The sequence below is a fragment of the Lysinibacillus sp. NPDC093688 genome (assembly GCF_050280145.1).
In the GTDB taxonomy this organism is placed as follows: Bacteria; Bacillota; Bacilli; order Bacillales_A; family Planococcaceae; genus Lysinibacillus; species Lysinibacillus xylanilyticus_B.
The window spans coordinates 1-14,513 of record NZ_JBNNUX010000058.1 but is presented as its reverse complement, the minus strand read 5'-3'; the positions used below and the strand labels follow the sequence as shown (position 1 = coordinate 14,513).

Here is a 14,513-nt window from a genome sequence, read left to right as displayed (position 1 = left end):
TCGCCCTTGAACTTGATGATTATGTTCATTGGTTCAATAACATTCGAATTCACGGAACACTAGGCTATTTAACACCAGTGGAATTCAAGCAACAGCCCTTATAATTTTTGTCCAGTTTAGTGTTGACATACCACATATTGTGGAGCAACAACTTTAAATAAAACTGAATATAAATGACATTCTAAAAAAATACTCAAACTACCTTATAGAATAATTGAAGAATAGGATTATTCTATAAGGCAGTGGAGAAATTTATGAGATGCTTTGGTTATAATCTTATTTTTAGCATGGGCCAAAACGAATAAAGATAAGAAATAATAGTGATTAATTTGGTCCTGATGTAGAATATAATGCTAATACAACCCCCAAAATTAGATTTTGACTCTAACTTCTGGGGGATATTGATAGTTAGGACATGTATTTACTTTTGGTTTTAGAAAAATTTATTGTATTACTTTTTAATAAATGAGCTAATAAGGCGATTAAAGGCAAAGCTGCTCCAATGAGTAAAGTTACTTCACTATTAAATTTATAGTAAGTATAACTTCCAATCCATGAACCAAAGGCTCCTCCCAAAAAGAAAATAGTCATATATAATCCATTAAGTCTGTTTCTCATCTCGGGATTCAAACCAAAGATAACTTTTTGACCTAATAATAAATTTCCTGATACACCAATATCAATGCTAATGCCTGAAATAAGTATTAAAATTACACTAAATATTGAATGATCTTGAACAAAAAATAATAGTATGATAGATAATAGTACGAGTGCCATTGACACATTAGTCATTGTAAAAATATAACCTTTATCTGCTAGTTTACCAATAGTAGGAGTTAACAAGGCGCCAGCTATTGCAACGAAGCCAATTAATGCAATTTCATTATTTGAAAAATTTAATGGCTCAGACCTCAATATAATCGGCATTATTGTCCAATATAGACTAAATGTTGCAAATAAACATGCGTGATAAAAAGCTCTTTGTTGTAAAGAAGATGTATTTATTAGTAGCTTCACCATAGAAGCGATTAAATTTGGATATGACATGTTACTAGACGTTACTACCTCATAGTTGGGCAAAAATTTTATAATTAACAGTAATACGGCAACTAGCGTGATTAATGAAAAAAGATATACCATTCTCCAGCCGAACCAGTCAGTTATTCCGATAGATAATGGGCGAGCAATCATAATCCCAATCAATAAACCACTCATCACTTTACCCACATATTTACCTGTCTCTTCAATGGGGACAATCCTCATTGTTAGTGGAACTAACATTTGAGCCGCACATGCACCAATGCCAGTTATGGTTGTTAATATTGTAAAAATAATTCCATTTGTCGAAATTAGCATACCAATTAATGAAATAATAGTAAACCCGATAAGAATTCCTATTATTTTCTTACTTTTAAATAAGTCAGCCATTGGTACGATGAAAAATAAGCCCAATCCATACCCAATTTGTGTAAAGGTAGTGAGCAATCCAGATAAATCAGAAGAGATGTTCAGATCTTTTGCAATGAATTGTACAATTGGTTGTGCATAATAAATATTAGCAGCAAGTGAACCACAACTAATTGCCAAAATAAATATTAGAAAATTTGTCTTTTTAGTCAACTGTATCATTCCTTATGTTTTTTTTATTTTGGTACGTTCGTTCCGAAATAATTTAAAAAAGAAAGACTATAGGTCTGCAATAGTCTTATCCACTAGATTATAGGCTAGGTTCTTCTCTTTTTTATACTTAGACATTAAATTAATACTATGATTTAAACTTAATAAAGAATATGCCACTAATTCAGAGTTTGCTTCTTGTGAAATTTCTCCATTGTTTTTTCCTTTTTCAATAACTTGTTTAAATACTTTTTCAAGTTCATTAAAATCATGTATAAGTATTTCTTCTATGGAAGGATCAATATGTCCAATAAGCAGTGAAGAATTAGTTATAATACAACTTTTTGGAATGTCATCTGAATAGCATTTTTCAATATGTTGATAAAAAAAGGATTTAAGTGATGCTTTAGTGTTTATACCATTAAAAAGTAAATTTCTCTTTTGATGGCCATAGTTTTTATAATGTTCTAAAACCAGTTTAAATAGTTCATCCTTATCTCCAAAACTATCGTAGAGAGTAGATCGACTTATTCCCATCGTTTCAATAAGATCGGAGATATATGTAGCGTCATAACCTTTTTCCCAGAATAAATACATAGCTTTATCCAAAGCATGTTCTTTGTTAAAACTAATACTTCTACCCAATTTACAACACCCCCATTCATATAATTTAGTATAAAGTTTCCGGAACGATGAGTCCAGAAAAACTTATCTTGAAATCGAGTCTTCCGTTAAAGGGCGCGATTGTTGAATAAGCGTCTCTGTTCTTATTGAACTCCCATGAAAGAACGTAGAAATCTTTCATTTTCTGTGGTGTAGTGTTGATTTTGCGCTACATGGATGGCTAACGGGTGGTTTACTTGAAGAACATGGAGATGCATAGGCAACTCTTTTGGCGCGATTGTATCACTCCTTATTTTTTATGACTTTTTTTGATTTAGGTCCTGATAATAGTAATTAAACAACTTTATTACTTAACACAATTTAGAATTTATTCATTGCTTAATAGTTTAATAATATAAAATCATTATAAAAATTTAGTTAAAAGAAGCGGGTATGTCAACTGAAAGTGGAATTCCAGATTTTCGATCGGCATCAGGCTGGTGGAATAATATTGATCCTCGAACAGTAGCTACTACAGAAGCATTGGTACAAAAGTATTCATTGTTTCATGAGTTTTATAAAATGCGCATAGAAAATTTGGAAAAGGTAGCACCACATGAAGGGCATCAAATTTTAGCTGATTGGGAAAAGCGAGGAATCGTATCGTTAGTTGCTACGCAAAATGTTGATGGTTTTCATCAGCTAGTAGGAAGTCAAAGGGTCGAGGAGTTACATGGCTCGATACGCTCCATTCGTTGTCATCGCTGCGAGAAAGCTGCTTCAATGGAAAGTTTCTTACACAAAGAGAGTTGTGCACATTGTGATGGTAAACTACGCCCAAATGTAGTCCTTTTTGGAGAAAACTTACCACAGGTAAGCTGGAACAATGCAATGGAAGCGATTAGAGCAGCGGAGCTTGTCCTTGTCATCGGTACAAGCCTTGAAGTGTATCCTGTCAACCAGCTACCAATGATGACAAAAGGAAAAACTGCTTATATTAATTTAGATATTGCGCAGCATGCAGTACAATTTGATTTAACAATTGAAGGGAAAATAAAAGAAGTGCTGCAGCAATTGCCACTTTAAAAGGAGGCGCCCTTGAGACATCGAGAGGCGCCTAAAACATTTGTGGTAAAAATTCCGTCATAAAGCGCTGATTTTTACGTAGCCATATTTTTAAAATCATACGGTGTGTTAAAAGTCGTTGTCTTTTTTGTGGTCTAGCTTTTGCTTCTATTAAACTTTGTAGTAGAGTACATGTTTCTGTTGCCAATGCTTGAGGATCAACGAGGACGTCAAGTTTATAATCAATTAGCTGAGCAGCTTGAACCTTTGCAAGTAATTGTGCGAAGCGGGTATTCATTTCTGGAAAGTTTTCTTCTAGTTCTAAGTCGATTAAAGTATATAATGTTTGTTCAATTTCAGCTTCGAGTGCTTGTAATTGTTCAATGGATGGCAGTGTCAAAAAATCACCTCTAGTATCTCATAAATGCTGCTACACAAGGAAAAAGCCGAGTGTAGCGAAAAGTAAACCGAATAAAACCGTAGTGTATACATAAATAATCGCTTGTTTCCATTTTTTCTGCTCCAAGAGCTGCAAACATTCAAACCCAAATGTTGAAAATGTCGTATAGGCCCCTAAAAAACCAAGCCCTATAAAATGCCAGATCCAATCATTTGGCTGTAATGCAAATAGAAGGCCAAGTGCAAAAGAACCTGTTATATTAATAAAAAATGTTGCCCATGGGTAAGGATGAGCAATCAATTTTCCGAGATAAAATCTTGTTAGTGCACCCAAAAATCCACCGATACCAATAACTATCATACGCTGCGCCCCTTCGCAAGTCTAAATCCTAGCCATGCACAGGCTAAACCACCAAAAACACTCATTAAAATATAAAGAATAGCTAGTAGCCACTTACTATCCTGCAAAAGTAATAGCGTTTCTAAAGAAAATGTCGAAAAGGTCGTAAAGGCACCGAAAAAGCCAGTACCAATTCCTAAAATAATAGGCGTACGCTTTGTGAACATAGTAAATAGCCATGCTAAACAAAAGCAGCCTAATAAGTTCATACAAAGTGTTGCAATTGGAAAACCACCTGTGTTTTGAAGTGCTAGACCAAGGTTATATCGACAGATGGCACCAAAAAATCCGCCGATTCCAACAGCTAAAAATGATTTCAAAGTAAAGACTCCTTAGTTAAATGTCTATATTTAAAAGTGTATCATGAGATAACCGTTTTAGATATATTTCTATAGTTATATGGATTCAAATATACTTTTGTGAAGTGGGTGATAAATTAAAGTTAGGTGATAAATTAAAAAAGTTAGGCGATAATCTAAAAAATTAGGGCGATAAATCACAGAATTGTTCCGATAAAATCTTATGACCCTATCGAACTTGCTTTGTTCGATAGGGCCTTCCAGCAGCAACGATTCAATAATATGTTTTAATTGGAAAATAGAAGGTTGTTGACTCTTGCTCTTCTTGTAAATAAAGACAACATCCACTGAAATAGAGGAACCTATAATTGGCCTTTGACATTGTCAATAACAGTATCGAAGTCTTTATTGGAATCGACACTTTCAGTTATTGTAAAAACATGGCCATCTGGATCTTCTATCGTTAATTCTTTTGCATTCCATGGTTGAACTGTCGGCTGTTGAATGATTTTCGTTTCATTTTCCAGTACAGCTTGATAAATACTATGAATATTATTAGAGAATAAATTAATAATGACTGAGTCAGAAGCGTTGACCTCTTCATCCTTTAATAACATCAAATCTTGGTACTTGGCTCCTCTTAAATGTGTCATTGAAGTTTTTCCATTAGCATCTGGAAAATCAAAAACGGAAGTGAAATTTAGTACGTTTGCATACCATTCTTTTGACTTTTCAATATTTCTTACTTTTAGCTTTACAAATAAGGGCATTTGATAAAATTCATTCATGTTTATTTCCTCCTTTAGGTTCATACAAACTAACCATAAAGGTTTACGCTGCGTTAAAGTCAATACACAAAGTTATAGTATTTAATTCTAAATTTAAAGGTTCCCCGTTCCTAGATTTTAAATTTAGTAATTCGATGCTTTAAAGCGCTAATTATTTCCTGAAAAACGTAAAAAATAACAGTAAGTTGGTTGACAAATATTTCTAAGATGTGATAATCTTCAAGAACACTATAACAATCTTAAGTAAAGGAGGGCATGACGATGTTAATTTTACCTGTATCATTTCAAATCACAACTGCATACATTGTCCATGTCTTCTAACATTTTATTTTACATTGCGATAAAAGGCATGGGTTATTCCTTGCCTTTTATTAAGAGACACATGCTCTTTTTTGGGTATGTGTCTTTTTTGTTGCAAAAAAGGGTTGTAGTGAACATGAAAAAGGAGTGCATGTGTATGCGAAACAAAGTACAAAGAACGATTTTCATCGAGAAATTTCTGGATTGTGGGTAGCGAATCTTTAACAGCATTAGAGAAAGAAGGGTATAACGTATGTTTGATGTTTTAAGTAAACTAAGCTGGTTTTTCAAGAAATACTGGAAGCAATATACAATAGCTGTCGTGCTATTAATGATTGCGAGTGGCTTAGAAGTAGTTCCACCGTATTTGCTAGGGTCAATTATCGATTTATTGACTACTGGAGAAATGACACCAGCTCTTTTAACGAAGTATATTTTGATTTTCGTGTGTATCATTATTGGGGGTTATACCCTTAATTTTGTGTGGCAATTCAGACTATTCGAAGGGGCTATTAACCTAGAGAAAATTTTGCGTCGAAACCTTATGCAGCATTTTTTGCGCATGACACCAACGTTTTATGAAAAAAATCGTACCGGTGATTTAATGGCCCGTGCGACGAATGATTTAAATGCAGTGTCGTTAACTGCTGGGTTTGGGATTATGACACTGATCGATTCTACCATCTACATGGGCTTTATTATTTTTGCTATGGGTTATATGATTTCGTGGAAGCTTACTTTTTTTGCAATGCTGCCAGTGCCGATCATGGCCATCCTTATTCAATATTTAGGGAAAATAGTGCATGAACGGTATATGAAGGCGCAGGATGTTTTTGGAGAACTGAATGATAGTGTTCTAGAGTCAGTTGCAGGTGTGCGAGTTGTACGGGCATACGTCCAAGAAAAAAAGGACGAAACAAATTTTGCAGAGATGAGCGAGATTGTCTATGAAAAAAATATGCATACCGCAAAAATAAACGCCTTATTTGGACCGATTACAAAGGTCGGTACCGGGATTAGTTATGTTGTAGCGCTTGGCTACGGTGCTCATTTAGTAGCAACTGAGGCTATGACAGTTGGGCAACTTGTAACGTTCAATGTTTACTTGGGGCTAGCAGTTTGGCCAATATTTGCAATTGGAGAACTTATAAACGTGATGCAGCAAGGTAACGCTTCTCTTGATCGCGTACAAGAAACGCTAAACTATGAGGCAGATGTTCGGAATATTGCGAATCCACAAATGATTGCGACACCAAGTGCAATTGGCTTTGATGATTTAACCTTTCAATATCCACTGAGTCAGGTGAAAAACCTTCAGCGAATTTCTTTATCGTTGAAAAAGGGGCAAACACTTGGGATTGTTGGTAAAACAGGAGCGGGAAAAACGACCTTCCTACGACAGTTATTACGTGAGTATCCAATCGGCGAGGGACAGTTATCGATTGATGGAGTAGATATTGCTGCACAAACGAAGGAGCAGTTACTTGATTGGATTGGTTATGTTCCACAGGATCATGTTCTATTCTCACGTACTATTCGTGAAAATATTTTATTTGGGAAAGAAGATGCTACACAGTCTGAATTGCACCAGGCGATTCGTTCTGCATACTTCGAAAAAGATTTAAAAAATTTACCAATGGGCCTTGAGACACTTGTTGGTGAAAAGGGTGTATCACTTTCTGGTGGTCAAAAGCAACGCGTTTCCATTGCGCGTGCTCTTATTAAAGACCCTGAAATTTTAATGCTTGATGACTCGCTTTCTGCCGTAGACGCCAAGACGGAGGCAAGAATTATTGAGAATATACAGCGAGAACGACAAGATAAAACGACGATTATTACTACGCATCGTTTATCAGGAATTCAGCACGCCGATTTAATTATCGTGCTAGATGAAGGCCAAATTGTAGAGCAGGGAACACATGAGCAGCTTCTTTCACAACAAGGATGGTATAAAGAGCAATTTGACCGTCAGCAGCTTGAAGGAGGTGCCTCATGAGTACGAGTCAACGTTTAACACGCTATGCAATGTATTTTAAAAAGACGATTCTACTAGGATTATTTTTCTTAACAATCGCCGTCTTTACGGAGCTTGTTGGGCCGTTTATTGCAAAGCATATTATTGATAATTACATGACAATTGGTCACATTGAATTAAAACCAATCACTTGGCTATTACTTGTCTATTTACTTTTAGCAATAGCTACAGCTGTTTTACGCTATTTTATGTATATCTATTTACAAATGGGTGCCAACCGTGTTGTACAAAAATTACGTAAGGATGTATTTGAGCATATTCAAACATTGCCAATTCAATACTTCGATAATTTACCAGCAGGGAAAATTGTAGCCCGTGTAACGAATGACACCGAGGCTGTTCGTAATTTATATGTGCAAGTACTGTCAAACTTCGTTACGAGTATAATTTCTATTGTGGGTGTTTATATCGCACTCTTCATTTTAAATTGGAAAATGGCATTGTTAGCATTGACTATGATACCAATCGTTTATTTATGGATGATTTTATACCGTAAAGTGGCCTCGAAATATAATGATGTCATCAGAACGAAAATTGCCGATATTAACGCAATGATTAATGAATCGATTCAAGGAATGACAATTATTCAAGCATTCCGTCGTGAGCAGCAAATGACGAAGGAATTTGATGATATGAATAATGAGCATTATGCATATGAACGTAAGCTTCTTTTCCTTGATTCTGCAACGTCCTTCAACCTTGTTAATACATTAAGACTAATTATGTTTGCGATTTTTATTTTCTACTTTAGTACACAGTCATTTACGGCCACGGAAGTTATTTCTGCGGGGACATTATATGCCTTTGTCGATTATTTAACGAGATTATTTAATCCGATCACGAATATCGTCAATCAATTTTCTCAGCTTGAGCGTTCATTAGTCGCAGGAAAGCGTGTCTTTGAAGTGTTAGATACGAACGGGGAGCCAGTATCTGAAAAAAGTTTACCTAGATATAAAGGAAATGTGGTGTTCGAAGATGTTTCCTTTGCATATAAAAATGATGAATACGTATTGGAAAATTTATCATTTGAAGCACACCAAGGTGAAACAATTGCCTTAGTAGGTCATACAGGATCTGGGAAAAGTTCTATTATGAACTTATTGTTCCGTTTCTATGACCCATCTATAGGAAAAATTACGATTGATGGAATCGACATTACTTCGGTTCCTCGTCAAACAATGCGTGAACATATGGGTATTGTTTTACAGGACCCATACTTATTTACAGGTACTATTGCTTCGAACGTTAGCCTAAATAATCCTAAAATTTCACGAGAAAAAATAGAAACCTCATTAAAGGCTGTTGGTGGAGAACGTGTTTTAGCGAACTTGCCAGATGGCTATGATGAGCCTGTTATAGAGAAGGGGAGTACACTGTCATCTGGGCAACGCCAGCTAATTTCCTTTGCACGTGCTCTTGCCTTTGACCCAGCTATTTTAATTTTAGATGAGGCTACTTCTAATATAGATACAGAAACAGAGGAGATTATTCAGCATGCGATGGATGTACTGAAAAAAGGACGTACAACATTTATTATCGCTCACCGACTGTCTACTATTAAAAATGCAGATCGTATTCTTGTCTTAGATCGAGGCGAGATTGTGGAGCGTGGCACACATGATGAGCTATTAGCTCAGGGTGGCATTTATGAAAAAATGTATCAAATGCAGGCGAATTCATTGCAATAATCATTTACAGGATGCTCCGACAAGCTGAAAGCCTCACTTTATGAAAAAGTGAGGCTTTCTATTTAAGATTTTACATTTTTAAAGACATTGACAACAAAGAACAGTACTGAAATTGCTACTGCAATACCGCCACCAGATACAAAGAGCTCAAATAACCAGTGCGGTACATCTATATGGACCATCATCATACCGACTAAGAGGAACGGTAATCCGAGATTATAAAACCAAAATTGCGCTTTGGCCAGTCCTGTCTCGGCTGCTTCTTTATATACGGAATAAATTAAGCCGATTAAACCAGTTGTTAGCCAACCTACCACACCGATGTGTGCGTGTGTCGCCGTCCATTCGAGTTGAATTGTATAATGCATAAACAGTCCAAAGGCCAAAACAATCACTAAATATAAGACTGAAATCTTTATCCATTGAGCACCCATTTATAAACAACTCCTTTCCCGAAATGATTTAGCTAGCTATTACAGTGTATTCTTGTCGAATAAAAAAGATGACATATTATTCTTTGTAAACTAAAAAAGTATTTTATTGTAAAATGCCAATTTTTCCTGTGGAATAAAAGCATGGAAAGTAGAAATTTGCCAATTGGAGGGTCTATGAAAAAGAAAATTATTTTTTTAATGATTATTTTAATGGTTTGTTGTTTGCCAATCACCTTTGTTGTGAAGGAAAGAGCTCGTAAGCAAACGATGACAACAAAAGTGAATAGTGTCATTGAGAAAAATTGGAAGAACAACGCGTATAGCATTACTGTACGAGATATAGAAACAGGAGATGTGCTTTACAATAGAGATGGTGATAAAATGATACGCCCTGCTTCTTCGCTTAAGCTTTTAGTTAGCGCCGCTGCTTTGGATTTATTAGGGCCTGACTATCGCTTTGCTACGAAGACATATGTCGATGGCACAATTGAAGATGGTGTTCTTCACGGTAATATTTATATACAGGGCGGGGGAGATCCAACGCTTTTACCTGTTCATTTAGAATCTTTTTCAAATGAATTAAAAAAAATGGGTATCTCGAAAATTACGGGTTCCTTAATCGGGGATGATACTTGGTTTGATGCAGATCGTTTACCGAAGGGAATTGTACCTGAAGAAGAGGATCAATCTTATGCTTCGCGGATTTCAGCATTAACGATTTCGCCAAATGATCAATATGATATCGCAACTGTGCAAGTGGAAGTGACAGGCACAAAGGTTGGCACTACGGGTAATGTCCAGCTTGTTCCTTTTGCAAGTACTATTCCGGTTGTCAACAAAACAAAAGTTGTTAACAAGAACGAGAAAAGTACGGTGACAATTACAAGAGAATACGGTACAGATCAAATCATTGTAACGGGTAACTTACCAGTAGGTTCACAGGAAAGTACAAATGTAGCTGTCTATCATCCAACGCTATATACACTGGACGTATTTCGGGAAAAATTAGTAGCGAAAGGTATCCAAACAATGCCTCTTGAAACTGGAACGGTACCTGAGAATGCACAACGAGTAAGTATTTTATATTCAAAACCATTACAGGATATTAACTTTAAGTATTTAAAGCTAAGTATTAATGGTATGGGTGATATGTTTACTAAACAACTCGGGCGAGAGCTACTTGGGGAAGGAAGTTGGTCGGCTGGTATTAAAGCGATTCGTACTTATGGTAGTGATATGGGGCTTAATATGGAGCAGTGGTATTTTGAAGATGGTTCGGGTTTAAGTCACCAAAATCAAGTAAGCAGTATGCAAGTAAGTCTATTATTATATAACGTTCGCAGTAAATCCTGGTATTTCTCCTATTTAGATGCATTACCGCATGCGGGAAAAAAGGGCAGCCTTGTTGGTGCGACTTTAGAAAATCGTATGAAGGGCTATAGTGTATCTGCTAAAACAGGCTATATTTCTGGAACATATGCTTTGTGTGGCTATGTAAAAGGAAAGAGTGGCAAGTGGTACATCTTTAGTATATTGACAGAGGCCAATAAAACTTCAGCTATCCCAACTATTGATGAAATCGTCAAACAGATTGCAAATGAAATGTAAGAACGTTGAACAATTTGGTTTAACATCTTTCAGTAGGTGTTTTTTGTAGCGAAAGCGAAGCGTCAGCTACAGGTGTCCAAACAAAGCCTCTGTACGCAATTATGCCGAGGCATAATTGATTGTTGCAGTAAACGAATATTATTATTCTACTTATACAAGTATAGACAAACGTACAACCTAAGTATTATGAAGAAGTAAAAATCTCGTTAGCTGCTTATATTGATAAATTTTATAATGACGAGCTGTTGAAAAATACATTGCAGAAAATCAAGAACGATGGGTAACTAATCAATTTGAGCAGTTCAAATAGATAATTAATGAGATACAAAACTAGCCTTGTTAAATTACTTTTAACAAGGCTAATTTTTAACTATCTTGTTCAACTAAAGCATGTGTATTTCCTTTATCTTTAAAGAAAGTCATCCACGTTTCTGTATTTCCCATTTTCGCAACACCATCCTACGCATCATTTAGAATTGCATCAACAGTAAAACGAGCGTTTTCACTTATATTTTTATCAAGGCTATTATAAGTAATTAATGCCTTCCATAATGCCCAACCTTTAGCACGATTCCATGTACCTTTATCTAGATTCATACTTTTAATAAATACTTCTCGACTATCTTTATCGAAAAATGTCCATGCCATAGCTAGGTCACAAGAAGGATCTCCTGTACCTAAGATTCCGAAATCAATAACACCCGCCAGTTGCCCATCTTGTACTAATAAGTTTCCTGGAGCTATATCCCCATGCACCCATACAGGCTCACTTTCCCATTTACTTAAGAGAGCTTGCTGCCAAATCAACTGGCACTTTTCTATATTAATTTTCCCTTTAAGTTTTTGCAAAGCCTCTTTTGTTTCAAAATCATAGACTCTTAAATCTCCACCCCTATAAAAATTATGAGGACCAGCGATAGGTCCATTTGAGGCAGAAATACTTTCAAATTCCAATAAAAAGTTCGCCAATTCTTCCGCAAATAAAGATAAATTAATATTATTTTTATTAACTGTATCCCCTGATAACCATTTATTAATAGACCAAACAAAAGGATAGTCCGCGGTTGGATGCCCTTTTGCCACAGGTTCAGTAATTGGAAGAGCTAAGTTCTTTGCTAATATGGGTAACCATTTTGCTTCTTTTTGTACTTGTGGTTCATAAGCTTTTCCACTGGGCAATCTTACAGTCATTTTTTCACCCAAATGAAATGTACGATTATCATGCCCGCTGTTTTTGACTGGCTCAATCTTTAAATCTTTCCATTGAGGAAATTGCTCTGAAATTAAATTCTCAACTAACTCTACACTTATATTCATAAGTCCTCCAATCTAAATGTATTAATTACTATTATAAAATTCCTAATAAGGTTAATCTTATCAATATTTCCCTCAACTATCCTTTTATTAAATATACTCAAACTATATCTTTAAACACAAATAAAAGCTGAACTAATATTCAAAATTAGTTCAGCTTAAAATTGCATATTATAATGCTGCACATTGTATATAGGATCCTTTAGCTTTTTTGTAATGAAAGCAAAGGCACAGCTAATCTGCAACCTCAATAGGGCATGAGATGAATGCGGATAAAGAGTGCTAGTTTCGTATAAAACATAGTGGCATCATATAAGTCCCTTTTTCATGATGACATTAAATAATCGAAGGTTAATTTACAAATAAAGGTATAGTGTGTTTTTTTTAGTAAATACTAGTGTACGTCTTTTTTTCGTGATATATGCATATAATTAGACTATATTAACTTTTTTCCAACTTAATACGTCAAAAAGTAGGGTAAATTTTGCATGAGAGGACTTATGTATGGAAAAAAACATGAAACGCACTAATGAAAAAAAGAGCAAGAAGAAAATATGGCTTTGGATAGTAGGTGGCTTATTAACGATTTTTTTAATTTTTATAGGTACTGCTTATTACACTATCCATAAAACAATGAATAAAATAAATACACCACTAATTGAAACGACAGGCGATGAAAATAAAGAACAAAAAATAGTTACGAAAAAAGACCCGTTTTCCGTATTAATGCTTGGAGTGGATGAACGTAAAAATGATAGTGGGCGTTCTGACACGATGATTGTCATTACGGTGAATCCTGAAAAACACACGATGAAGATGCTCAGTATACCTCGAGACACTCGTACAGAAATTATTGGACATAATTCCGTCGATAAGATCAACCATGCCTATGCATTTGGAGGCGTTCCAATGGCGGTGAATACGGTGGAGCATTTTTTAAATATACCCATTGATTATTATGTGTTTGTTAATATGGATGGCTTCCTGCAAATTATCGACACGATTGGAGGGGTAACCATTGATAATGACATGGATTTAACCTTTGATTCCTATCATTATCCGAAGGGTGAGATCACTTTAGATGGTAATAATGCACTGATCTTCTCACGTATTCGTTATGAAGATCCTCGCGGTGATTTCGGTCGTCAAATTCGCCAACGACAAATTATTGAAGCGGTTCTGAAAAAAGCCTCGTCGACATCTTCTATATTATTAAAGGCTACAGATATGCTTGATGTAGTAGGAGATAATGTTCGTATGAATTTTACGATGAAGGATTTAATTCAGCTACAAAGTATTTATAAAAATATGAATGATAATATTGAGCAGTTGTCGTTTAAAGAGGGAGATGGCAAAAGAATTGACAACATATGGTATTTTATCCCTAAAGAGACCGAACTAGAAAAAATAAAAACGGAATTAAAAGCTCATTTGCAATAAAAGAGTGACAATTTGAGTACGATAGTTGTAAATCTTTTGATAATGAGGGGAGGGAGATAAATGAATGGAAGGACCCAGGTGCTTAGGTATACATCTATAAACAATTGCATGCAAAGCTATGTGCCTAAGCGTAAAGTTCAAAAAAATTCATTCAGTTCGGCTATGCGTCATTTACAACTATTGTGCTTAAAAATTTTCATGTGAAACATAAAAAAATCATTCAGGTAGGGTGCATGCCTAGTTGAATGGTTTTTTTATTTTAACTTCTTTCAGCGGGTGTCAAACACCCGCTGAAATAGAGGAACTCATGCTAAGAACTTCACATCCTGTGAAAACGCCTGAGTGACCGACATCGTGTCGGCCTAAAGCCTCCGGCGGATGTCACGAAATCGGAAAGGAGTTCAATATAGGATGTTAGCCTAAAGTCATCGCATCCATGCGATAACGGCTAACTGACCTGCATCGGTAAAAACGCCACGTCCTGTGGCATTACCGAAATGACCGACATCGTGTCGGCCCT

14 protein-coding genes are annotated in these 14,513 nt (G+C 35.6%); 6 read left to right on the top strand and 8 right to left on the bottom strand.

The window, feature by feature from the left end:
- Positions 1-104 (top strand): IS3 family transposase (locus ACQKN2_RS23790; RefSeq protein WP_427417134.1); only part of this gene is annotated, 104 nt, incomplete at its 5' end.
- Positions 105-408: 304 nt separating this feature from the next.
- Here the strand turns inward: ACQKN2_RS23790 and ACQKN2_RS23785 are convergent.
- Complete coding sequence (locus ACQKN2_RS23785) at positions 409-1,629, bottom strand: MFS transporter (protein WP_427417133.1); 1,221 nt, start codon at positions 1,627-1,629, stop codon at positions 409-411.
- Positions 1,630-1,686: 57 nt separating this feature from the next.
- Positions 1,687-2,262, bottom strand: a complete 576-nt coding sequence (locus ACQKN2_RS23780; protein ID WP_427417132.1) for a TetR/AcrR family transcriptional regulator — start codon at positions 2,260-2,262, stop codon at positions 1,687-1,689.
- Between the two features lie 411 nt (positions 2,263-2,673).
- Here ACQKN2_RS23780 and ACQKN2_RS23775 point away from each other — a divergent pair, with 411 nt between their 5' ends.
- Positions 2,674-3,306, top strand: a complete 633-nt coding sequence (locus ACQKN2_RS23775; protein ID WP_427417131.1) for an SIR2 family NAD-dependent protein deacylase — start codon at positions 2,674-2,676, stop codon at positions 3,304-3,306.
- Positions 3,307-3,337: 31 nt separating this feature from the next.
- On the opposite strand, the gene ACQKN2_RS23770 is transcribed toward ACQKN2_RS23775, so the two are convergent.
- The 4 genes from ACQKN2_RS23770 to ACQKN2_RS23755 form a co-directional block, all read right to left on the bottom strand.
- Complete coding sequence (locus tag ACQKN2_RS23770) at positions 3,338-3,685, bottom strand: hypothetical protein (protein WP_427417130.1); 348 nt, start codon at positions 3,683-3,685, stop codon at positions 3,338-3,340.
- A 30-nt stretch (positions 3,686-3,715) separates the two neighbouring features.
- Positions 3,716-4,045 carry a fluoride efflux transporter CrcB gene (gene crcB / locus ACQKN2_RS23765; protein WP_427417129.1) on the bottom strand — a complete coding sequence of 110 codons (330 nt, stop codon included), beginning with the start codon at positions 4,043-4,045 and terminating at the stop codon, positions 3,716-3,718.
- Positions 4,042-4,404: a fluoride efflux transporter CrcB gene (gene crcB / locus ACQKN2_RS23760; RefSeq protein ID WP_427417128.1), complete on the bottom strand. Its 363-nt coding sequence runs from the start codon at positions 4,402-4,404 to the stop codon at positions 4,042-4,044. The genes crcB (ACQKN2_RS23765) and crcB (ACQKN2_RS23760) overlap by 4 nt, the downstream gene beginning before the upstream one ends.
- 341 nt (positions 4,405-4,745) lie before the next feature.
- Complete coding sequence (locus ACQKN2_RS23755; protein ID WP_427417127.1) at positions 4,746-5,171, bottom strand: VOC family protein; 426 nt, start codon at positions 5,169-5,171, stop codon at positions 4,746-4,748.
- Between the two features lie 553 nt (positions 5,172-5,724).
- On the opposite strand from ACQKN2_RS23755, the gene ACQKN2_RS23750 reads away from it, so the two are divergent.
- Together ACQKN2_RS23750 and ACQKN2_RS23745 are read left to right on the top strand one after the other, a co-directional pair.
- Positions 5,725-7,467, top strand: coding sequence for an ABC transporter ATP-binding protein (locus tag ACQKN2_RS23750; protein ID WP_427417126.1), 1,743 nt, complete (start codon positions 5,725-5,727; stop codon positions 7,465-7,467).
- Positions 7,464-9,197, top strand: coding sequence for an ABC transporter ATP-binding protein (locus ACQKN2_RS23745; protein WP_427417125.1), 1,734 nt, complete (start codon positions 7,464-7,466; stop codon positions 9,195-9,197). Before ACQKN2_RS23750 ends, ACQKN2_RS23745 begins: the two co-directional genes overlap by 4 nt.
- Positions 9,198-9,259: 62 nt before the next feature.
- Here the strand turns inward: ACQKN2_RS23745 and ACQKN2_RS23740 are convergent, their stop codons facing one another.
- The gene (locus ACQKN2_RS23740; protein WP_427417124.1) at positions 9,260-9,631 is read right to left on the bottom strand and encodes a hypothetical protein; all 372 of its coding nucleotides are present in this window, start codon (positions 9,629-9,631) and stop codon (positions 9,260-9,262) included.
- A 174-nt stretch (positions 9,632-9,805) separates the two neighbouring features.
- On the opposite strand from ACQKN2_RS23740, the gene dacB reads away from it, so the two are divergent.
- Entirely contained in the window at positions 9,806-11,239 is a 1,434-nt protein-coding gene (gene dacB, locus ACQKN2_RS23735; protein WP_427417123.1) for a D-alanyl-D-alanine carboxypeptidase/D-alanyl-D-alanine endopeptidase, read from the top strand.
- A gap of 459 nt (positions 11,240-11,698) precedes the next feature.
- Here dacB and ACQKN2_RS23730 read toward each other — a convergent pair whose 3' ends face one another.
- Entirely contained in the window at positions 11,699-12,556 is an 858-nt protein-coding gene (locus tag ACQKN2_RS23730) for an aminoglycoside phosphotransferase family protein (protein WP_427417122.1), read from the bottom strand.
- Between the two features lie 501 nt (positions 12,557-13,057).
- On the opposite strand from ACQKN2_RS23730, the gene ACQKN2_RS23725 reads away from it, so the two are divergent.
- A complete protein-coding gene (locus tag ACQKN2_RS23725; RefSeq protein ID WP_427417121.1) occupies positions 13,058-13,993 on the top strand; it encodes an LCP family protein in 936 nt (311 codons plus the stop codon).
- The last annotated feature ends 520 nt before the right edge of the window (positions 13,994-14,513 follow it).

What these genes read in the sequence shown, in the direction of transcription:
- ACQKN2_RS23775 (WP_427417131.1), top strand. Translation starts at nt 2,674, where the DNA reads ATGTCAACTGAAAGTGGAATTCCAGATTTTCGATCGGCATCAGGCTGG.
- ACQKN2_RS23740 (WP_427417124.1), bottom strand. Translation starts at nt 9,631, where the DNA reads ATGGGTGCTCAATGGATAAAGATTTCAGTCTTATATTTAGTGATTGTT.
- ACQKN2_RS23785 (WP_427417133.1), bottom strand. Translation starts at nt 1,629, where the DNA reads ATGATACAGTTGACTAAAAAGACAAATTTTCTAATATTTATTTTGGCA.
- crcB (WP_427417129.1), bottom strand. Translation starts at nt 4,045, where the DNA reads ATGATAGTTATTGGTATCGGTGGATTTTTGGGTGCACTAACAAGATTT.
- ACQKN2_RS23745 (WP_427417125.1), top strand. Translation starts at nt 7,464, where the DNA reads ATGAGTACGAGTCAACGTTTAACACGCTATGCAATGTATTTTAAAAAG.
- ACQKN2_RS23725 (WP_427417121.1), top strand. Translation starts at nt 13,058, where the DNA reads ATGGAAAAAAACATGAAACGCACTAATGAAAAAAAGAGCAAGAAGAAA.
- ACQKN2_RS23755 (WP_427417127.1), bottom strand. Translation starts at nt 5,171, where the DNA reads ATGAATGAATTTTATCAAATGCCCTTATTTGTAAAGCTAAAAGTAAGA.
- ACQKN2_RS23730 (WP_427417122.1), bottom strand. Translation starts at nt 12,556, where the DNA reads ATGAATATAAGTGTAGAGTTAGTTGAGAATTTAATTTCAGAGCAATTT.
- dacB (WP_427417123.1), top strand. Translation starts at nt 9,806, where the DNA reads ATGAAAAAGAAAATTATTTTTTTAATGATTATTTTAATGGTTTGTTGT.
- ACQKN2_RS23750 (WP_427417126.1), top strand. Translation starts at nt 5,725, where the DNA reads ATGTTTGATGTTTTAAGTAAACTAAGCTGGTTTTTCAAGAAATACTGG.